Consider the following 18,677-nt stretch of genomic DNA (forward strand, 5'->3'; position numbering starts at 1 on the left):
CCGGCGGCTGGAACCGCCAAGGAGATCACGCCATGACAAAGAATACAGCAACATCGACATCCGCGCTACTGGCCAATGAAGCAGGCTATGACCCGATTGAAGACCGGCTGCGCCAGAACATCCGCGCGACGATCGAGGCGGTTTTCGAAGAGGAGCTGGAGCAGTTTCTGGGCCGTTGCCGGTATGGCCGCAGCGGCGGGGCAAAGGCCGGATACCGCCACGGGCATCGCGAGCGGCAACTGGTCGGAACATTTGGAACCGAAACGGTGCGCGTGCCGCGTGCGCGGATCACAGGCGAGGCCGGCAAGGCCAGAGAATGGCGCTCGAAGGCATTGCCCCGCTACCAGCGGCTGACGAAGAAGGCCGAGGCGCTGATCGCTGCTGTCTACCTTTCGGGCACCAACACACGGCGGGTAAAACGCGCCCTGTTCGGCCTGTTTCAGGGGGCGGTCAGCAAGGATGTGGTGAGCCGCGCCTGGCGCAAGGTGAAGGTGGACTGGCAGGCGTGGTGCGCCCGCAGCCTTGCGGATGAAGACATCGTGCGGCTGATCCTGGACGGCACCGTGATCAAAACGCGGATTGACAGGAAGGCCACCAATATCTCGGTTCTGGCCGCGATTGGCGTGCGCCGGGATGGGCAGAAGGTCTTGTTATCACTGATGAACATGGGCGGCGAAAGCACCTCCGCCTGGCGTCAGTTCATCAACGATCTGGATGCGCGCGGGTTGAAACGGCCCGAATTTGTCATCGTGGACGGGGCACCGGGACTTGAGGTCGCTCTCATTGCCCTCTGGGGTGAAGATCTGCCGATCCAGAGGTGCACGGTGCACAAGCACCGCAACCTTCTGGCCAAGGCACCCAAGCGTATGCATGATGAGTTGACAGAAGATTACCGCGACATGATCTACGCCAAAACACCCGAGGAAATCGCCACCCGCCGCAAGGCATTTCTGCGAAAATGGCGGCTGAAATGCAAGGCCGTCGCTGACAGCTTGGAAGAAGCAGGAGATAAGCTTTTCACCTTCACGCGTCTGCCACAAGGCCAGTGGAAATCGGCCAGAACGACAAATGCGATCGAACGCCTGAACGAGGAATTCCGCCGCCGCATCAAGACCCAGACCGTGCTGCCATGCGCCGAGACCGTGCCGATGCTGCTTTGGGCTCTGATGGCCTCGGGGCAGATCGTCATGCGAAAGGTCGATGGCTGGGAAACGCTCGCTCAGCCCGTCGCCGACGCAACCCTTGACCAAGCCGCCTGACCGGCGCATAACTCAACCCGCTCGGAGGTGCCTGAAATCAATTTCCACCACTTTCGAGACACAACCCTTTCGGCCGCGTGGTCGGAATAATTCAGCCCGATGCACATGAATTTTCCAGTGCCGCCCACGCAGGCACCAAGGCGCGGATTGCCCGCCACTTCGGGCAGGCTTGCAAGGTCAAGTGCGGCCAGCCTGTCCAGATCGGTCAGAACTTCACCGGCAATATCCGGCACTACATCCGAAAGGTCGCGCAACACACCGTTTTCATCAATCGCGCCGGGCTTTTCCGCCCCGCGTTCGCCATATCGTACCAGTTTCATGTGCCTCTCCTCAGTTCGCCCAGCCGCCATCGATAACGTGGGTCTGTCCGGTGGTGAATCCTGCCTCGTCGCTGGCCAGATAGGTCGCCAGCGCTGCAATTTCCTCGGGTTTGCCGATCCGTCCCATCGGCTGGCGGGCAATGAATTCGGCCATCGCCTTATCATAATCGCCGGTGGCGCGCAGACGCTCGCGCAAGGACGGGCTTTCCACCGTGCCAGGGCAGATGGCGTTGCAGCGAATGCCCTGCTGCACATAATCCGCCGCCACCGATTTGGTCAGGCCGATCACTGCGGCCTTGGTGGTGGTATAGACGCAGCGATTGGGCACGCCCTTGATCGAGCTTGCCACCGACGCCATGTTGACGATCGAGCCTGCGCCCTTTTCCAGCATCCCCGGCAGCACCGCGCGGATGGTGTCGAACATCGCCCTGACGTTCAGGGCAAAGGCGAAATCAAGATCCGCCTCGCTGGCTTCCAGAACCGAACCCGCATGCACGAAACCTGCGCAGTTGAACAGCACATCCACCGCGCCCACATCCGCCACCAGCGCATTGATCGCAGCGGTATCGGTAACGTCAAGCGGGCGCACATCGAGCCCCTCGACATCCCTGATCGGGTCGATGTTGATGTCTGTGGCAATTACCCGCGCGCCCTCGTCGCGCATGCGCAGCACGGTGGCCAGGCCGATGCCCGCCCCCGCCGCCGTGGCCAGCACGGTTTTCCCTTGCAAACGTTTCATGTCATTCTCCTTTTATCGGCGCGGCAGACAGGCCGGCCCGATCGGTTCAAAGCTCTTGTAGGTCAGGATGAACTCGCGGTGGCCCAGCGCCTCGGAGGCGGTTTTGGCCCCGCTCGCCACCCCCAGCACGCGATGGTAGATTTCATCGTTCACCTGATCGAGGCTGGCCGTACCCTCGATGATGGCGCCGGCATTGATGTCCATGTCATCGGCGAGATTCCGGTAGGTCTCGGGGTTGGCGCAGATCTTGATCACCGGCCCGATGGCAGACCCCACGACCGAGCCGCGCCCGGTCACGAACAGGGTCAGATGCGCCCCCGAGGCCATCATCTCGACGATCTCGGCATTGTCGGCAATGTTGGGAAAGCCAAAGCGCACCGGCCCGTCGGGCACCACATCCATCAGATAAAGCCCGCCCGCCGGCGGCTGGTCGCCGGGTTTGATCAGGCCGGAAATCGGGCTGTTGCCGCTTTTCACATAGGCGCCCAGGGATTTCTCCTCGATGGTGGAAAGCCCGCCGGTGGCATTGCCTGAGGCAAAACTGCCAAAGCCCAGCGTTTCGTAATAGCGCGCCGCCTTGGCCACGGCGGCGCGCAGTTCCTCCGCCAGTTCCGGCGTTACCGCGCGCTTGGCCATGATGTCTTCGCAACCAATGAGCTCGCCGGTTTCCTCGAAAATACAGGTAGCACCTTCGGCCACCAGCCGGTCAAAGGCGCGTCCGGCAGCGGGATTGCCGGAAATGCCGCTGGTGCCGTCCGAGCCACCGCAGATGGTGCCCACCACCAGTTCCGACACCTCCATCGGCACGCAGGGCTGGGCCGCCAGCGCGCGGGCCTGCTCGGCTACCCATTCCCGGCCTTTGGCGATGGTTGCCGCAGTGCCGCCGGATTTCTGGATCACCAGGGTTTCCACCGGTCGCCCGCTTGCCGCCACCACCTCGGCCAGCCGGGCGCGGTTGAAGCTTTCGCAGCCAAGGCTCACCAACAGCACCGCGCCGACATTCGGATGGGTGCAGAGCCGCTCCAGCATGTTTTGCGCGTAATCATTGGGAAAGCAGCCCGGAAAGCCGATCAGATGCCCGTCCTTGCCGGCGATCTCGCGCGCCACGAAATGCGCGCATTCCACCAGATAGACAACCGCCACCTCGTTGCGGATGCCCTTGCGCCCGTCAGCGCGCGCATAGCCTTGCAGGGCACTCATGCCACTTCCTCCTTGCGGTAATGCGTCGGCGTATACTGGCTGGCCATATTGTGCACATGCACATGCGCGCCGGCCTCTATGTCGGCGGTGGCGCGCCCGATGACCATACCGTATTTCAGCACCGGCGCCCCTTTTGCAATCGGCACTGCCGCCACCTTGTGCGCCAGCGAAATAGCGCTTTGCAGGCGCACCCCTTCGGCCTCGGTTCCGGCGGGAAGCGCGCGCAGGGCGATCAGCACATTGTCTTCGGGGTGTAGGCGCAACAGCTGGTTCACGGTGTATCCTTCATCTTGGCCAGACAGATATGTCATGTCAGGGCTTCCTTGCCAGCGGCGTTGCCGGGGCGGCGCTGCTTGCGTAGCAGGCCTCGACCAGCGCCATGGTGTGCCAGGCGTCTTCCACGCCCGAGACCAGCACGCTTTCCTCGCCGGTGGCGACGCGCTGCAGCTGCGCCATGCGGTGGCCGAAGCTTTCGGTGAACCACGAGCCCTGCAGCGGCACGGTTTTCCAGCCATCGCCGGTATTGATTTCCAGAATGTCGGGCTCGCCCTTTGGGTAGTCGAGATTCACCCCCAGTTGCAGGTAAGCCGCGCCCTTGGTGCCGCAGATGCGGAACTCGCAGGCCTGATGCTTGCGGCCAAAGGCATGGTTGTGGTTGATCGAAAGCGCACAGCGCACCCGGTCGCCATAATCCAGAATGGCCGCTGTGCGGGTGTTGGAGGTGGTGTCATTCGGGTGGCCCAGAGTTTTGGCATGAACCCCCTGCGGCTCGCCCAGGATCGAGCGGATGAAATCGAGGTAGTGGATTGAATGCAGCAGGATCTCGACCCGGGGCAGATCGCGCAGAAATTCCCACAGCCCCCAGGGCGTGTCGAGAGCGATCCAGACGTCGAAATCCACCACCTCGCCCAAGAGGTTCCTGTCGATGGCATCCTTGAGCGCCAGCATCATCGGCGCGAAACGCAGCTGGAAATTCACCGCCGCTTTCAGCTTGCGGGCGCGGCAGATCTGCAGAATTTCGGTGGCCTCGGCCAGATCGCCGCCCATGGGTTTCTGGATCAGAACCGGCGCGCCCTCGGGCAGTTGCGCGAGGATCCCCGCATGCGCGGCGGGCGGCGTGGCCAGGTCAAAGACCACGCCCTTCTGCGCCGCGGCCTCTGCCGCCGTGTCAAAGGCGCGCACCCCGTGCCTGTCAGCCTGCGCACGCGCCTTGGCAAGGTCCGGGTCGTAGATGCCGCGCACCGGAAAGCCTGCCGCCGCGTAGGCCGGGAGATGCGCGTCGGTGACGATGGAGCCAGCACCGAAAATCACGATCGGCAGCGGCCTGGCCGGGCGCGGCCAGCTTTGGGCAAGCTCAATCATGGTGAAACACCTCGGGCATTTCGGCCCAATGCTCGCCTTCGCCGCGGGGCGTAAGCGGCACCTGGCAGGGCCCGCAGACCGCCCACCAGCGCTGGGTTTCGGGATCAGCCGCCATACGCGCCATGTCGGCCTCGAAATCGTCGCCCACATATTCGAAATAGCTGAACAGCAGGTTTTCCGGCTCGCGCAGGAAAATCGTGTAATTGCGGATATTGCATTGCGTGATCATGGCCAGAACGCCGGGCCAGACATCGGCGTGCAGGCGCTTGTATTCCTCGATCTTGTCGGGTTTCAGGGCAATCACCGAACCATGGCGCTTCATGCGGATACCTCTGCGTTGAAATCTTCGATACGGACGGCATTGATCACGTCCATGTCCCAGTCGATACCGACCCCCGGCGCGTCGGAGGGGTAAGCGCGGCCCTTTTCCATGCGCATGCCGGCGCGCGTGAGGCTGTCAAGCTGCGGGATGTATTCCAGCCACGGCGCGTTGGGGATGGCGCAGACCAGGCTCGCATGCAGTTCCATCAGGAAATGCGGGCAAACCGACACATTGAAGGCCTCGGCCATGTGGGCCACCTTGATCCAGGGAGTGATGCCGCCCACGCGGGCCACATCAACCTGCACGATCGAGGCCGCGCCGCTGGCCAGATAATCCTTGAACTGGCTTGGCGAATACATGCTTTCGCCCACCGCCACCGGCACCGATGTGCCCGCCGCCAGCTCGGCATGGGCGGTTACGTCATCAGCGGGCATCGGCTCTTCGAACCAGGCGATATCGAGGTGTTCGAGCATTGCCGCGCGGCGTTTGGCCTCGGACAGGGTGAAGCATTGGTTCGCATCCACCATGATCTCGTAGTCAGGCCCCACCGCTTCGCGCACCGCCTGCAGCCGCACGCGGTCCTCGGCCAGATGCGGCTTGCCGATCTTGACCTTGGAGCCGGAAAACCCCCGCGCCTGCGCCGCCAACGCGTCGGCCACCAGCGTATCGGTATCAATATGCAGCCAGCCGCCCTCGGTGGTGTACATGGGCACCGATTGCCTGGCCCCGCCCAGCATCCGCCACAGCGGCAGGCCCGCGCGTTTGCACCGCAAATCCCACAGGGCAATGTCTATCGCGGCCAAGGCCAACGAGGACACCGCCCCCACCGCCAGCGCATTGATCGAACGCTTGAGGTCAAACCAGATACCGCCGATTTCTTCGGCCTCGCGGCCAAGCAGCTTGCCTATCAGATCATCGCGCAACAGCGCCATGATCGCGCTGCCGCCTTGGCCGATGGTATAGCTATAGCCAAGCCCGCTTTGACCGTCGGCATCGGTGATGCGCACAAACGGGGTTTGCTGGCTGTCAAAAGACTGAATGGCATCGGTGCGCCGGACCTTGGGCGCAAGGTCCACCATAAAAATCTCGACTTTGGTAATGTGGGCCATTGGATTACCTCAACGTTTTGCCTCTGGCGGCGTCAAACAGGTGGCAGCGCGCCATATCGAGATGGAAGGTCAGGTGCTCGCCATCGGCCACTGGGCGGGGTTTGAGCATTTTGGCCTGCACTTCCTGGCCCGCAAGGCGGGTGTAAAGCAGGGTTTCGGTGCCAAGCGGCTCGCTCACCACGACGGGCATATCAATCGCGGGGGATGGTTCGTCCATGTCAAACGCGTGGCGTTCAGGCATCATGTTATCAGCGCGGAACCCGAGGATGATTTGCTGGCCCTCCCTCACGGTCCCGACAAATTCCTGCGGGATCGGCAGAGAAAAATCATCGGCAAAATGCAACGCACCGCTTTTTACTTGCCCTTGCAACAGGTTCATCGGCGGAGAGCCTATAAACGTGGCCACAAAGGTGTTTGCGGGGTGCTCGAACACCTCGGTCGGGGTGCCTTGCTGCTCGATATAGCCATCTTTCATAATCACAATCCGGTCGGCCAGCGTCATCGCCTCCACCTGATCGTGGGTCACATATATGATTGTGGTTTTAATCTTTTGGTGCAGCTTTTTTATTTCAACCCGCATCTGCGCACGCAGCTTGGCGTCTAGGTTGGACAGCGGCTCGTCAAACAGGAACACATCAGGGTGGCGCACAATGGCACGGCCCATGGCCACGCGCTGGCGCTGGCCGCCCGAAAGCGCGCCGGGCTTGCGGTCCATATACTCCTCAAGGCTGAGAATGGCCGAGGCTTCATTCACGGCTTTGTCAATCTCTGCTTGGTCCCGCTTGGCAATTTTCAGCGAAAAGCCGAGATTTTCGCGCACCGTCATATGCGGGTAAAGCGCATAAGGGAACCTCTGTAAATTCCCGTTTTCGCCTTCTTCGCGGCGGGGTGGACGGTTTTTCGCCTGTCCCGCCTGATTGCTTCGGATCATAAACCCATTTTCACCGGTTTCAAGCCGGTTTTGGGTATTTCAGGCACACCTCACCCCATGAACCCTTATCCCGGCGCCGCCAGGCCGCATTCGAACTGGACGAAGCGCTTCATGTTGTAGACCAGGTTCATCATCCCGATGCGAAATCGCGCCCGCTTCAGGCCGATGGAGCGGATCAGCTTGCCGCCCATGGAGCGCTCCTGAAAAGCGAATACATGCTCGACCCGGACCCGCACTTTCGAGCGCCTCCGGTTGGCCTTTTGCTGGCGCTCGCCAAGCGGCTTGCCGCGCCTGCCCTTGTGATGGATATGGCTGTGAAGCCCCCGCTCTTCCAGCTCGCTTTCGATCTTTTGCGAGCGATAGGCGCTGTCGGCCCACAGGTCCGATGAGGTGTTGCTCGCATCAATCAGACCGGCAAGCGCCTGGCTGTCATGCACGGCGGCATCGGTGACATCATAAGCGCGGATGAATTTGTGCCGCCGGTCGACATTGATGTGGTTCTTGTAGCCGTAATAGCTCTTGCCGTGCTTCTTCGTCCAGCGCGCATCCACGTCCTTCTGGCGCTTCTTGTGGGGTTTTTCCTCCCACTCTTCAGGCGTTTCGCCCGCCTTGATTTTCTCGTTCTCGTCCCTTTTGTTGTGCTGGCGCGGCGCCGGAACGATGCTCGCATCAACAATCTGCCCGCCCATCGCCAGATAGCCCTTTTCGCGCAGAAAGGCATCGAACTTGTCAAACAGCTCCTTCATCTTCCCGGCCCCGGCCAGCCTTTCACGGTAGGCCCAGATGGTCTTGGCGTCAGGTACGCTGTCTTCAATGCCAAGGCCGAGAAACCGCATGAACGACAGGCGGTCGCGGATCTGATACTCGATCTGATCGTCAGAGAGGTTGTAGAGCTGCTGCAAAACCATCGTCTTGAATATCAGCACCTCATCCCAAGGCGGGCGGCCAGCGTTGGATTTGCGCTGTTCGGGCGGCGTGCGCCATATGGCCTTCAGCTCGTCCCGGTAATCCTCGAACGGCACCATGTCGTTGAGCAACACCAGCGGATCACCAGATTTGTCCAGTCCCGCGTATCGGCTGGAAAGATCAAAAAATCCCATCTGACCCATGACAAAACCCCGTCGGTCGAATCATTTTCATCCTGATGACGATTCTACCCCGTCAGGCCGGATTTTGGGGGATTTTTAGAGGTTCCCATAATTCTGAAACACCATCGAGATGTTGCGCTCGCGCGGGGGCAGGTCGTTGACCACCTTGTCGCCGATGCGGATCTCGCCGGCGGTTATGTCCTCAAGCCCGGCGATCATCCTGAGCGTGGTGGATTTGCCGCAGCCCGATGGCCCGACCAGCACCACGAATTCATTATGAAGACCTCTGCATAACATCGGGATTCCCCCGGGTTGGCCGTTTTGGTAAGCTAGCCGGGAAATCTCTGGGGTGAATAGATGGACCTTTTCCTGCACGAAGCGGCGGCACGGATCGGCGCGGATGACGTTCTGTCGAAGATCGACGCGCTGATGGATTGGAACTCGTTTTTGCCGATCCTGCGGCGCGGTCTGGGGCGCTCGGGGATCGGGCCTCAGGGCTATGATCCGCTTGTTCTGTTCAAGTGTCTTCTGGTTGGCCAGTGGCACGGGCTGAGCGACCCGAAGCTGGAGCGGGCCTTGAAGGTGCGGCTGGATTTCATGCTGTTCTGCGGGCTCGATCTGCACGCGTCGGTGCCGGATGAGACGACCCACTGCCGGTTCCGCAATGCGCTGGTCCGGGGTGGCGTTTACGATGAGCTGCTGGCCGAGGTCTGCCGCCAGATCGAGGCGCATGGGCTGAAGCTGAAAGAGGCTGAGGCGGCGATCATTGATGCGACCCTGATCGCGGCGGCGGCGCGCCCGCGCACCCATATCGACGCCCCGCAGGACCGGGCAGAGGACGGGGCAAGGGAAGGGACGCCGGATGATCCGCCCGAGGTCTCACCCGACGGGGCACAGCTGCATTTCAGCGCCGACCCTGATGCCCGCTGGGTCAAGAAGGGCCGCAAGAGCACGCTCGGCTACAAGGGCTTTGCCCGCTGCGACGAAGAGGGCTTTATCGACAAGGTGCACACCACGCCCGCCAATGCCGCCGAAAGCCCCGAATTCGCCACCATGATCGCGGGCGCAAAGGCGCAGCGGGTGCTGGCCGACAAGGCCTATGCGAGCAAGGCCAACCGCCAGATGCTGCGCGGCAAATACCGCGACGGCATCCTGCGCAAGGCAGCGCGCGGCCGCCCCCTGCGGCAATCGGAGAAACGCTTCAACCGGCTGATTTCGAAACGCCGCTTCCGCATCGAGCAGACTTTCGGCACGATGAAACGCCTCTTCGGCCTGCAGCGGGCGAGATATTTCGGGCGCGCCAGGGTGCATGCCCAGATGGTCATGGCCGCCATCGCGCAAAACCTGCTCAAGGCCGCAAACAGGATCACCCTCAACCCGCAAACCCCCGCAATCGCATAGCCCCAAACCCCGCCACCCGTCTGTCCGCCGGACCCGCAGGGGCGCAAGGTGGGCGGCCGAAATCTTGCTTCAACCGAAAGCCATGGCCTCATGCAGAGGTCTTTTATGGGCTATGTCCAGATTGATGCCATGCACCACCTCGACCTTGCCATAATTCTTGACCACATTTTTCAGCACAACATTTGCCATGATTCAGCCTTTCACGCCGCCAAAGGTCAGCCCGGAGATAAGATGTTTCTGCACCAGGAAGGTGAGGATAAGCGCAGGGATGATCATCAGCACCGCAAGCGTGCTCATGCCGCCCCAATTGATGGTGAATTCGGAAGTAAAGTCGCGCAGCCCCACCGGCATGGTCTTGGAAAAGGTCGAGCGCGTCAGCTGGCTGGCCAGCGCATATTCGTTCCACGAGGTGAGAAAAGCGAAGATGCCCGCAGAGGCAACGCCAGCCTTGGCCACCGGAAACTCGACCTTCCAGAACGCCTGCCAACGGGTGCAACCGTCAATCTCGGCCGCTTCGGCCAGATCGGGCGGCACCTGGCGGAAAAACCCGTCGATCAGCCAGATGGTAAACGGCACGTTCATTGCCACATAAACCAGGATCAGCCCGATATGGGTGTCGATGAAACCGGTTCGCGCCATGACGATGAACAGGGGCAGCGACAGCGCCACGCCGGGCACCGCGCGGGTCAGCAACAGCCCGATGAAAAGCGCGCTCTTGCCGCGGAAGCGGTAGCGCGCAAAGGCATAGCCGCCCGCCATGCCGATCAGGAGCGCAATCACTGTGCTGGTGACCGAGATGATCAGCGAGTTGGTGAAATACTGCAGCACCGGCACCCCGCCCTGTCCGGCGCCGCCGAACATCGCCCGGTAATTATCCAGGTTCAGCCCGCGCGGCACCCAGACCGGCGGCTTGGCCATGATGTCCACGGTCGGGCGAAAGGAATTGAGCACCACCCACAGCCCCGGCACGCAGATGATCGACATGGCAATGAACAGGGTTACATGATGCAGGATCCGGCGAGCCAAGCCATAGATGCGGTGTTTGCGGTTCTCGTCCATCATCCTGCCATCCCCAGCTCTTTGCGCGCTGTATTGAGTTTGCGGAAAAAGTAGATCGTGAACACAATCGCCAGAACGATCGAGATATAGCCCATGGCGTTGGCATAGCCCATCTTGGCATCGTTATAGCCGGTTCGCCCGATCAGGGTCCAAAGCAGTTCCGTGCGCCCGGCGGGGCCGCCATTTGTCATGATCTGCACGATGTCATAGGCGCGGGCCACATCGAGCGACCTGATTGCCATGGCGATGTAGAGGAACGGCATGATGAAGGGCAGCGTGATGTGGCGAAAGCTCTGCCAGGGGGTGCAGCCATCCACCCTGGCGGCCTCCTGCGGGTCTTGCGGGATCGAAAACAGCCCGGCAAGGATGAGAATGGCAAAGACGCTGGTCGACATCCATATCTCGGCGAAGATGATCGAGAACATCGCCAGCTTTTGATCGACCAGCCAGGGAATTGCGGCCTCGGACAAGCCCAGCGACTGCAGGGCATTGTTCACCAGCCCCACATTGTCGTTGAAGATGAACTTGAACTGGAAACCCACCAGAATGGGCGAAAACATCATCGGAAACATCATGATGGTGCACAGGGCGCGCTGGCCGCGCGTCACCTTGGATACCAAAAGCGCCAGCCCAAGCCCCAGCAGCATTTCCAGATTGAGTGCAATCGCCAGAAACAGCACCGTGCGGCCGAAGGCAGACCAGAACTTGGCGCTGTGCATGGCTTTTTCGTAGTTATAGGTGCCAATCCAGCGGAAAAGCGAATCCGGCTTGGTCAGCCGGTAAGGCGTAAAGCTCGAATAGAGCGAAAACAGCAGCGGAATCAGCACCACCGCCAGAAGCACGATCAGCGCCGGCAGGATCAGCAGGAACCAGGGGGGGAGTTTCTTGAGAGACATGGCAGGCTCGCAGTTTGAAGGCAGGGGCGGCCCGATTGCCGCCCCTGCAAGATGTCACCGGCTCAATATACGCCGTTTTCCCGCATCATTTCATCAACCGCGTCCGAAGCATCCTGCAGAGCCTCGTCTACAGTCTTGTCGCCCAGAATGGCCGCCTGGATTTCCGGGAAGATCAGGTTACTTGCCTCGATCCAGTATTCGGTTTTCGGCACCGGGAAGGCATAGGTCGCACCCTCCCTGAAGGCATTGAGCGCCATGGTCCGGTAAGGATCGCCCTCAGCGTTCTTCAAAATCACATCCCAGACAGCCGTGCGGGTGGGCAGCGAGCCGCCGGCGCTTTCGGCGATCTGGCTTTCCTCGGATGTCAGGAACTCGACCAGCGAAACCGCGGCTTCTTTATTCGGACAGCCCTCGGTCACGGAAAAGCCGTGAAAGCCCGACCAGCCGGTGTGAATACCCGCACTGCCCACGGGCTGCACGGTAATGCCGACATTGCCGGCCACCTTGGAGCTTTCGGGATCGTTGAAAAAGCCCGACCAGCCCGGCCAATCCAGGTCGATCGCGATGGTGCCCGAGGCAAAGCCCGCGCCCAGCTCATCCCACAGATACGATGTCGTTCCCGGCGGCACGGCCTTGGCCTTGTAGAGGTCCACGAACCATTGCAGCGCTTCCTTGCCGGCGGCGCTGTTGAAGGCCGGAGTCCAGTCGTCGTTGAACATCTTGCCGCCATTGGCCACGACCATTTCATAAAACCGACCTGTTGCACCTTCGTCCTTGCCGGCATATTGCGTGCCGTAGAAATTCGGCGGATCGGCAAAGAAGATCGCCTAGCGCTTGAATTCCTCCAGCGTGGTTGGCGGGGCAAGATCCACGCCGAATTTTTCCTTGTAGGCGGCCTTTTTGTCCGCATCCTCATAGAGCGATTTCTGGTAATAGAGTACCGATACGTCGAATTGCGCGCGCGGCAGCATCACCAGCTTGCCGTCAATCGTCGCGCCTTCGATGATCGACGGCACGAATTCGGCAACATCTTCGGGCGCAACATACTTGGACAGGTCGATATAGAGCGAACCATATTGCGGCGCAAAAGAGGAGTGGTTCGAGCCAACGCACCAGCTGGTGGTGCCGGCGGCAATGTCGGACTTGATCTCGCGGTCCAGCTCGAAGTGAGCCTTCTTCGAGATGATGTTGACCTTGGCGCCGGTGGCCGCTTCCCACTCACTGATGCGCCCGTAAAGCGCTTCGTATTGCTGGCCGCCAATCAGCTTGGCATCAATGGTTATGCCATCGAATTTGCCGGCAAACACAGGCGTAGCCGCCAGCATTGCCAGGCAGGTCGTCGCGCTCAGCAGTGACCGGATCTTGGATTGTTTCATCATGTCCTCCCGTTGGGTTGCAATGTGGAATGTCTCTGTCAGACAGGCACATGTTTCACAGGTAAACTTGACTTTCGTATTTAGTCAAGCAAGACTTGATCTACCGACAAGGAGGCCCCATGTTTTTCGACACCCACCTGCACCTGATCTACCCCGACCGGCTGAGCTATCCTTGGTTGGCGGATTTTCCCGCCCTGAACAAGCCCAGCACCTTTGACGACTATCTGCGCCGCGCGCGCCGTCTGGGGATCACCGATTGCCTGCATATGGAGGTCGATGTGGCCCCGACGCAGATCGGGCGCGAAACCGAGCTGGTCAGCGAACTGATGGCCCTGCCCGCCAGCCCGATGCGTGGTGCGATCTCGGCATGCCGGCCGGAAGAACCGGAATTCGCGGCCTTTCTTGATACCGCACGGCAAAACCCGGCGATCCGGGGCTTTCGTCGGGTCCTGCACACACAGCCCGACGAACTGTCGCAATCGGCGACCTTTCGCGACAACATCAGGCGGCTTACCGGCACCGGGCTCACCTTTGATCTATGCGTGCTGCCACGCCAGCTTGGCCTTGCCGGCAAACTGGCCGATCACTGCCCTGACGTGCGCTTTGTGCTGGATCATTGCGGCGTGCCGGATATCGCCGCAAGCGCGTTTTCGCCATGGCGGGAAAACATGACCGATCTGGCCCGCCGCCCCAATGTCACGGCCAAAATATCGGGGATCATCGCCTATGCGGACCCGGAAAACTGGGGACTCGACGATATTCGCCCCTATTTCGATCATACCGTAGACAGCTTTGGCCATGACCGGATCATCTGGGGCTCGGACAGCCCGGTCTGCAATCTTGGCGGTGGGCTGGAAACATGGGTGGCAGCAACGCACGCCCTGACCGAAGGCTGGAGCGCCGATGAGCGCTCCCGTCTTTATGCCGGTAATGCCCGCGCGCGCTGGAAACTATAGCTTCATTTCGCTTCGATCCCATGATAACCAGCGCCCTTTACCACAATCGACGGAGCCACCTTGAGCAAAACCAAAACCCCAGCAACAGCCCAGGCACCGGAAAAATACAGCGCGCCGGCCCTCTCGAAGGGGCTGGATATTCTTGAGCTTCTGGCCACCCGCAAGGACGGTCTGCGCAAATCCGAAATCGCAAGCGCGCTCGACCGTTCGGTCAGCGAAATCTTTCGCATGCTGGCCGTTCTGGTCGATCGCGGCTATGTCCTGTTCGATCCGGCAGGCGAAAAATATTTGCTCAGCCTCAGGCTGTTCGAACTTGCCCACCAGCACCCGCCGGTCAAGCGGCTGACCACGGTGGCGGCCGAGCCGATGGCACGCCTGGCCGACCGTCTGAACCAGTCCGCGCATCTGGGTATCCTGAGCGGCAACGAAGTGCTGGTCATCGCGCAAAACGACCCCCCTGGAAACAACATAACCAGCGTGCGCCTGGGCGCACGCCTCCCCGCAGCCATCACCGCTACCGGGGCGGCCCTGATTTCGCACCTGAGCGCAACCGAAATTTCACGATTTTGCAGCCAGTTGAAAGATGCCACTCCCGAACAGATCAAAACTTTCAGGGAGAATGTCGAACAGATCAAACAAGACGGCGGATGCGTTTCTCCGTCGATGGTGATTGCCGGCGTGCAGAATATCTCGGCCCCCATAACCGACTATTCCGGCAAAGTTGCCGCCGCCCTGACAGTGCCCTATATTCAGCGCCAGATCTCGACCGACGATCCGGACGCCGAAACCACAAAACACGCCCTCATGGCCGCGACAAAAGAAATCTCGGTTCAGCTGGGCGCGAATGCGGCTGATCCCGCTTCATAGGCAGCACTGCCGGCAAGTCCGTGAACATGGGTCGGGATGACAGCTGCGAACTTGCGGCGCGGCATCAGCCAGCGCGCGTGTCAGCGTTGCTTGGGACCCGGTGGCCGTTGCGTGTCTTGCACGATAAGACCTCTGCATAACATCGGGATTCCCCCGGGTTGGCCGTTTTGGTAAGCTAGCCGGGAAATCTCTGGGGTGAATAGATGGACCTTTTCCTGCACGAAGCGGCGGCACGGATCGGCGCGGATGACGTTCTGTCGAAGATCGACGCGCTGATGGATTGGAACTCGTTTTTGCCGATCCTGCGGCGCGGTCTGGGGCGCTCGGGGATCGGGCCTCAGGGCTATGATCCGCTGGTTCTGTTCAAGTGTCTTCTGGTTGGCCAGTGGCACGGGCTGAGCGACCCGAAGCTGGAGCGGGCCTTGAAGGTGCGGCTGGATTTCATGCTGTTCTGCGGGCTCGATCTGCACGCGTCGGTGCCGGATGAGACGACCCACTGCCGGTTCCGCAATGCGCTGGTCCGGGGTGGCGTTTACGATGAGCTGCTGGCCGAGGTCTGCCGCCAGATCGAGGCGCATGGGCTGAAGCTGAAAGAGGCTGAGGCGGCGATCATTGATGCGACCCTGATCGCGGCGGCGGCGCGCCCGCGCACCCATATCGACGCCCCGCAGGACCGGGCAGAGGACGGGGCAAGGGAAGGGACGCCGGATGATCCGCCCGAGGTCTCACCCGACGGGGCACAGCTGCATTTCAGCGCCGACCCTGATGCCCGCTGGGTCAAGAAGGGCCGCAAGAGCACGCTCGGCTACAAGGGCTTTGCCCGCTGCGACGAAGAGGGCTTTATCGACAAGGTGCACACCACGCCCGCCAATGCCGCCGAAAGCCCCGAATTCGCCACCATGATCGCGGGCGCAAAGGCGCAGCGGGTGCTGGCCGACAAGGCCTATGCGAGCAAGGCCAACCGCCAGATGCTGCGCGGCAAATACCGCGACGGCATCCTGCGCAAGGCAGCGCGCGGCCGCCCCCTGCGGCAATCGGAGAAACGCTTCAACCGGCTGATTTCGAAACGCCGCTTCCGCATCGAGCAGACTTTCGGCACGATGAAACGCCTCTTCGGCCTGCAGCGGGCGAGATATTTCGGGCGCGCCAGGGTGCATGCCCAGATGGTCATGGCCGCCATCGCGCAAAACCTGCTCAAGGCCGCAAACAGGATCACCCTCAACCCGCAAACCCCCGCAATCGCATAGCCCCAAACCCCGCCACCCGTCTGTCCGCCGGACCCGCAGGGGCGCAAGGTGGGCGGCCGAAATCTTGCTTCAACCGAAAGCCATGGCCTCATGCAGAGGTCTTACGATGCTATCAATCGTTGCGCCCGAGGACGGGGAGAAACCGGAAATCAAGTGGCAATAATTTGCGATCCTCCCGACAACTTCACAAAATCACCCGGTTTTCGGGCACGCCTTCAATTTCAGTGACGGTCGCAAAAGTCTTCCCGGCATCTGGATCGGCATGCTCAAGGCCAATCGTGGCCGAGGTTGTGAATAGTGTTTTCATGCCTGGCCCGCCAAAGGCCGGGCATGTCACGTTTTCAGTCGGCATTGCGACAGTGCGCTCAAGGCGCCCGTCCGGCGTGTAGCGCGCGATGCGCGAGGCCCCCCATTGGGCATTCCACAATCCCCCTTCGGCATCGCATACCGCGCCATCCGGGTTCAGCCCCTCTCTGGCGAGATCAAGAAATTTCTCGGCCGCGCCCTTGGGCCAGCCGTCGTGCGCGTCGAGCGGCTGGCGCCAGATCACGGCGTTTGCCGTGTCGGTGTAGTAGACGCACCGCCGGTCCGGTGCGAAACAGATCGCATTGGGGATGGTGACACCGGGGATGAGCCTGCGAAGCTCGCCCCTGAACCAGCGATAGATGGCCCCTGCGCCGGCTTGGGCATCAAGCCCCATCGTGCCAATCCAGAATCCCCCCCAGGGATCGGCGCGACCATCATTTGAGCGGGTCGCCGGGTTGTCGCTTTCCAGCGCGCAAACCTCGCGCCGTTCGCCTGTTTCAAGGTTAAAAAGGAAGAGTGACCGATCATCGGCGATCAGCAGGTTCTCGCGGTCGACCCAGCCCGCAGCCGAAACGAAGCGGTCGAATTGCCAGGCCCGCCCCTTGGTGTGTAGCCGTTTGGCAAGGATGTCGAACCAGAACAATTCCCCGCGCAACGGGTGCCACAGCGGCCCCTCGCCCAGTTCACACGGCGTTTCATCGTAAATCATCGGGTTGCCTCGTCGAATGCCGCAACGGCAGCACGCGCAGCGCGGCGGACCGAGGCAACATCGTCCCCCGCCCGGTAGAGGGATGTGCCCAGCCCGAAGCCATCCGCGCCGGCGGTGATCCATTCGGCAAAGTTGTCGGGGCCGGCGCCGCCGACCGCGTAGCATTGCGTTTGCGGCGGCAGAACCGCGCGGATTGCGCGCAGCCCGTCAGTGCCGATCTTGAAGCCGGGAAACAGCTTGAGCCCATCCGCCCCGTGTTTGAGTGCCGTAAAGCATTCGCTTGGCGTCATGACCCCGGGCCAGGATTGCAGGCCAAGGCGCTTGGTGGCCACAATCACATCGCTATCGCAATTGGGCGAGACGATCAGCCGCGCGCCGGTTGCGGCAACGTCGCGCACCTGCTCGGGTGCAAGAACGGTGCCGGCACCGATCACAGCCTCATCGCCAAAGGCGGCGACCAGTTTTTCGATACTCGCAAGCGGCGATGGCGAATTCAGCGGCACTTCTATCGTGGTGATCCCGGCTTCGATCAGTGCGGCGGCAATGTCGGTAACCTCGTCGGGGCGCACGCCACGCAGAATGGCGATCAGGTTTCGGCTCATGTCTGGCCCTCCTTTGTGAGCGCGCCATATACTGCCTTCAGCCCGTCGAGCGTTGCATCCTCGCCGGCGACCGGTTCGCATTGTGCCCCCTGGGCCTTGAGTGCCCGCAGGTAGATGCCCGCCAGCTTCGCCCCCCCCAGAATGACAAGCCGCATCCCCAGCCACCAGCCCCTGGCCGCGGCAATCTCCTGCCCGATCAAAAGGCCTGAAAGGCGTGCCCGCGCCTGGCCGGCCGGCAGCCCCTTCAGCAGATCCTCTGCGCGCAGCCGGAACAACTCGCCCGCCACCTGGGCCGGAAAACCGGTGCCAGTGGTGACGGCGTTATCAAAGGCCTGCTCGTCGAACCCCCCCGCACCCACGCTGTGGCACAGCACCGAGTGACCGGCCAGCAACGCAAAAAGCTCACCCGTCATGAAGGTGGTGAAGCCGACAACCTCGCCAGCGGAAATACGCACCCATTTGCTGTGGGTGCCCGGCAGGCAGACGACGCCATCAAAATCCGGGCTTTGTGAAAGAAAACCGGCTATCTGGGTTTCCTCACCGCGCATGACATCGGCCGGGTCATCCTGCTTCAGCCCCGGCAGGATGAAGACGCGGATCCGCGGATCGCGCGCCGGGGCCTGCACGGGGGGCACGCGCCCGACCACTGGCGCGGGCACAGGGCGATAGGGGGCCTCGATCCAGCCCTGACGCGCCCCCACCATACCGCAGCAGAGCACATCGGTTTGACTGGCAGGGTCAAGCCAGTCGCCAATGACGTCCAGCAAGGCATCTTCGAACCCGGAAGGTTTCAGCCGCCCCATTCCCCAGTCTGACTGAGCGCTGCCTTGAATTGAACCATCCCCGGCAACCGCCCATGCGCGCAGGTTGCTGGTGCCCCAGTCTACCGCAATCCATTCTGGCGGGGTCTTGTCGCTCATCCGTTCCT

General features: G+C 61.5%; 18 protein-coding genes and 3 pseudogenes. 5 read left to right on the forward strand and 16 right to left on the reverse strand.

Annotated elements, in window-relative coordinates; translation table 11 throughout:
- Positions 1-32: 32 nt before the first annotated feature.
- Positions 33-1,259 carry an IS256 family transposase gene (locus ACQY4M_RS11280; RefSeq protein ID WP_428539582.1) on the forward strand — a complete coding sequence of 409 codons (1,227 nt, stop codon included), beginning with the start codon at positions 33-35 and terminating at the stop codon, positions 1,257-1,259.
- 68 nt (positions 1,260-1,327) lie between these two features.
- Here the strand turns inward: ACQY4M_RS11280 and ACQY4M_RS11285 are convergent.
- From ACQY4M_RS11285 to ACQY4M_RS11330, 10 genes and pseudogenes are all read right to left on the reverse strand, one after another.
- Positions 1,328-1,579: pseudogene (locus ACQY4M_RS11285) on the reverse strand (2-hydroxyhepta-2,4-diene-1,7-dioate isomerase); the annotation flags it as partial.
- A gap of 10 nt (positions 1,580-1,589) precedes the next feature.
- A complete protein-coding gene (locus ACQY4M_RS11290; RefSeq protein WP_428543983.1) occupies positions 1,590-2,318 on the reverse strand; it encodes an SDR family oxidoreductase in 729 nt (242 codons plus the stop codon).
- Positions 2,319-2,330: 12 nt separating this feature from the next.
- Positions 2,331-3,518: a UxaA family hydrolase gene (locus ACQY4M_RS11295; RefSeq protein WP_428543985.1), complete on the reverse strand. Its 1,188-nt coding sequence runs from the start codon at positions 3,516-3,518 to the stop codon at positions 2,331-2,333.
- Complete coding sequence (locus ACQY4M_RS11300) at positions 3,515-3,829, reverse strand: UxaA family hydrolase (RefSeq protein WP_428543987.1); 315 nt, start codon at positions 3,827-3,829, stop codon at positions 3,515-3,517. Before ACQY4M_RS11300 ends, ACQY4M_RS11295 begins: the two co-directional genes overlap by 4 nt.
- A 1-nt stretch (position 3,830) precedes the next feature.
- Positions 3,831-4,880 carry a Gfo/Idh/MocA family protein gene (locus tag ACQY4M_RS11305; RefSeq protein ID WP_428543989.1) on the reverse strand — a complete coding sequence of 350 codons (1,050 nt, stop codon included), beginning with the start codon at positions 4,878-4,880 and terminating at the stop codon, positions 3,831-3,833.
- On the reverse strand, positions 4,873-5,202 hold the full coding sequence (locus ACQY4M_RS11310) for an L-rhamnose mutarotase (protein WP_428543991.1): 330 nt from the start codon (positions 5,200-5,202) through the stop codon (positions 4,873-4,875). The genes ACQY4M_RS11305 and ACQY4M_RS11310 overlap by 8 nt, the downstream gene beginning before the upstream one ends.
- Positions 5,199-6,311, reverse strand: a complete 1,113-nt coding sequence (locus ACQY4M_RS11315) for a mandelate racemase/muconate lactonizing enzyme family protein (protein ID WP_428543993.1) — start codon at positions 6,309-6,311, stop codon at positions 5,199-5,201. Before ACQY4M_RS11315 ends, ACQY4M_RS11310 begins: the two co-directional genes overlap by 4 nt.
- Positions 6,312-6,315: 4 nt before the next feature.
- Positions 6,316-7,242: an ABC transporter ATP-binding protein gene (locus tag ACQY4M_RS11320; protein WP_428543995.1), complete on the reverse strand. Its 927-nt coding sequence runs from the start codon at positions 7,240-7,242 to the stop codon at positions 6,316-6,318.
- A 65-nt stretch (positions 7,243-7,307) separates the two neighbouring features.
- Positions 7,308-8,351 carry an IS5 family transposase gene (locus ACQY4M_RS11325; RefSeq protein WP_428539227.1) on the reverse strand — a complete coding sequence of 348 codons (1,044 nt, stop codon included), beginning with the start codon at positions 8,349-8,351 and terminating at the stop codon, positions 7,308-7,310.
- A gap of 87 nt (positions 8,352-8,438) precedes the next feature.
- Positions 8,439-8,627: pseudogene (locus ACQY4M_RS11330) on the reverse strand (ATP-binding cassette domain-containing protein); the annotation flags it as partial.
- A gap of 60 nt (positions 8,628-8,687) precedes the next feature.
- On the opposite strand from ACQY4M_RS11330, the gene ACQY4M_RS11335 reads away from it, so the two are divergent.
- Positions 8,688-9,731, forward strand: a complete 1,044-nt coding sequence (locus tag ACQY4M_RS11335; protein WP_428539221.1) for an IS5 family transposase — start codon at positions 8,688-8,690, stop codon at positions 9,729-9,731.
- Positions 9,732-9,923: 192 nt separating this feature from the next.
- Here the strand turns inward: ACQY4M_RS11335 and ACQY4M_RS11340 are convergent, their stop codons facing one another.
- The 3 genes and pseudogenes from ACQY4M_RS11340 to ACQY4M_RS11350 form a co-directional block, all read right to left on the reverse strand.
- Entirely contained in the window at positions 9,924-10,793 is an 870-nt protein-coding gene (locus tag ACQY4M_RS11340; protein WP_428543997.1) for a carbohydrate ABC transporter permease, read from the reverse strand.
- Positions 10,790-11,686 (reverse strand): carbohydrate ABC transporter permease, encoded by an 897-nt coding sequence (locus ACQY4M_RS11345; RefSeq protein WP_428543999.1) that lies wholly within the window; start codon positions 11,684-11,686, stop codon positions 10,790-10,792. Before ACQY4M_RS11345 ends, ACQY4M_RS11340 begins: the two co-directional genes overlap by 4 nt.
- A 62-nt stretch (positions 11,687-11,748) precedes the next feature.
- Positions 11,749-13,065: pseudogene (locus tag ACQY4M_RS11350) on the reverse strand (ABC transporter substrate-binding protein).
- Between the two features lie 116 nt (positions 13,066-13,181).
- Between ACQY4M_RS11350 and ACQY4M_RS11355 the strand changes: the two are divergent.
- The 3 genes from ACQY4M_RS11355 to ACQY4M_RS11365 all read left to right on the forward strand — a co-directional run bounded on the left by ACQY4M_RS11355 (position 13,182) and on the right by ACQY4M_RS11365 (position 16,132).
- Complete coding sequence (locus ACQY4M_RS11355; RefSeq protein WP_428544001.1) at positions 13,182-14,018, forward strand: amidohydrolase family protein; 837 nt, start codon at positions 13,182-13,184, stop codon at positions 14,016-14,018.
- Between the two features lie 60 nt (positions 14,019-14,078).
- Positions 14,079-14,885, forward strand: coding sequence for an IclR family transcriptional regulator (locus ACQY4M_RS11360; protein WP_428544003.1), 807 nt, complete (start codon positions 14,079-14,081; stop codon positions 14,883-14,885).
- A gap of 203 nt (positions 14,886-15,088) precedes the next feature.
- Positions 15,089-16,132 (forward strand): IS5 family transposase, encoded by a 1,044-nt coding sequence (locus ACQY4M_RS11365; protein ID WP_428539221.1) that lies wholly within the window; start codon positions 15,089-15,091, stop codon positions 16,130-16,132.
- 184 nt (positions 16,133-16,316) lie between these two features.
- Here the strand turns inward: ACQY4M_RS11365 and ACQY4M_RS11370 are convergent, their stop codons facing one another.
- The 3 genes from ACQY4M_RS11370 to ACQY4M_RS11380 are packed head-to-tail and all read right to left on the reverse strand — an operon-like array spanning position 16,317 to position 18,669.
- Positions 16,317-17,147, reverse strand: a complete 831-nt coding sequence (locus ACQY4M_RS11370; protein WP_428544005.1) for an SMP-30/gluconolactonase/LRE family protein — start codon at positions 17,145-17,147, stop codon at positions 16,317-16,319.
- Positions 17,144-17,749 (reverse strand): 2-dehydro-3-deoxy-6-phosphogalactonate aldolase, encoded by a 606-nt coding sequence (locus ACQY4M_RS11375; protein ID WP_428544007.1) that lies wholly within the window; start codon positions 17,747-17,749, stop codon positions 17,144-17,146. The genes ACQY4M_RS11370 and ACQY4M_RS11375 overlap by 4 nt, the downstream gene beginning before the upstream one ends.
- Positions 17,746-18,669: a 2-dehydro-3-deoxygalactonokinase gene (locus ACQY4M_RS11380; RefSeq protein WP_428544009.1), complete on the reverse strand. Its 924-nt coding sequence runs from the start codon at positions 18,667-18,669 to the stop codon at positions 17,746-17,748. The genes ACQY4M_RS11375 and ACQY4M_RS11380 overlap by 4 nt, the downstream gene beginning before the upstream one ends.
- Positions 18,670-18,677: the final 8 nt, after the last annotated feature.

This window comes from Profundibacter sp. (genome assembly GCF_965277155.1).
GTDB lineage: Bacteria > Pseudomonadota > Alphaproteobacteria > Rhodobacterales > Rhodobacteraceae > Profundibacter.

Excerpts from the sequence above, each read along its gene's own strand:
- ACQY4M_RS11280 (WP_428539582.1), top strand. The coding sequence starts at position 33 with ATGACAAAGAATACAGCAACATCGACATCCGCGCTACTGGCCAATGAA.
- ACQY4M_RS11320 (WP_428543995.1), bottom strand. The coding sequence starts at position 7,242 with ATGATCCGAAGCAATCAGGCGGGACAGGCGAAAAACCGTCCACCCCGC.
- ACQY4M_RS11380 (WP_428544009.1), bottom strand. The coding sequence starts at position 18,669 with ATGAGCGACAAGACCCCGCCAGAATGGATTGCGGTAGACTGGGGCACC.
- ACQY4M_RS11315 (WP_428543993.1), bottom strand. The coding sequence starts at position 6,311 with ATGGCCCACATTACCAAAGTCGAGATTTTTATGGTGGACCTTGCGCCC.
- ACQY4M_RS11335 (WP_428539221.1), top strand. The coding sequence starts at position 8,688 with ATGGACCTTTTCCTGCACGAAGCGGCGGCACGGATCGGCGCGGATGAC.
- ACQY4M_RS11310 (WP_428543991.1), bottom strand. The coding sequence starts at position 5,202 with ATGAAGCGCCATGGTTCGGTGATTGCCCTGAAACCCGACAAGATCGAG.
- ACQY4M_RS11345 (WP_428543999.1), bottom strand. The coding sequence starts at position 11,686 with ATGTCTCTCAAGAAACTCCCCCCCTGGTTCCTGCTGATCCTGCCGGCG.
- ACQY4M_RS11375 (WP_428544007.1), bottom strand. The coding sequence starts at position 17,749 with ATGAGCCGAAACCTGATCGCCATTCTGCGTGGCGTGCGCCCCGACGAG.
- ACQY4M_RS11300 (WP_428543987.1), bottom strand. The coding sequence starts at position 3,829 with ATGACATATCTGTCTGGCCAAGATGAAGGATACACCGTGAACCAGCTG.
- ACQY4M_RS11370 (WP_428544005.1), bottom strand. The coding sequence starts at position 17,147 with ATGATTTACGATGAAACGCCGTGTGAACTGGGCGAGGGGCCGCTGTGG.
- ACQY4M_RS11340 (WP_428543997.1), bottom strand. The coding sequence starts at position 10,793 with ATGATGGACGAGAACCGCAAACACCGCATCTATGGCTTGGCTCGCCGG.
- ACQY4M_RS11355 (WP_428544001.1), top strand. The coding sequence starts at position 13,182 with ATGTTTTTCGACACCCACCTGCACCTGATCTACCCCGACCGGCTGAGC.
- ACQY4M_RS11365 (WP_428539221.1), top strand. The coding sequence starts at position 15,089 with ATGGACCTTTTCCTGCACGAAGCGGCGGCACGGATCGGCGCGGATGAC.
- ACQY4M_RS11305 (WP_428543989.1), bottom strand. The coding sequence starts at position 4,880 with ATGATTGAGCTTGCCCAAAGCTGGCCGCGCCCGGCCAGGCCGCTGCCG.
- ACQY4M_RS11295 (WP_428543985.1), bottom strand. The coding sequence starts at position 3,518 with ATGAGTGCCCTGCAAGGCTATGCGCGCGCTGACGGGCGCAAGGGCATC.
- ACQY4M_RS11290 (WP_428543983.1), bottom strand. The coding sequence starts at position 2,318 with ATGAAACGTTTGCAAGGGAAAACCGTGCTGGCCACGGCGGCGGGGGCG.
- ACQY4M_RS11325 (WP_428539227.1), bottom strand. The coding sequence starts at position 8,351 with ATGGGTCAGATGGGATTTTTTGATCTTTCCAGCCGATACGCGGGACTG.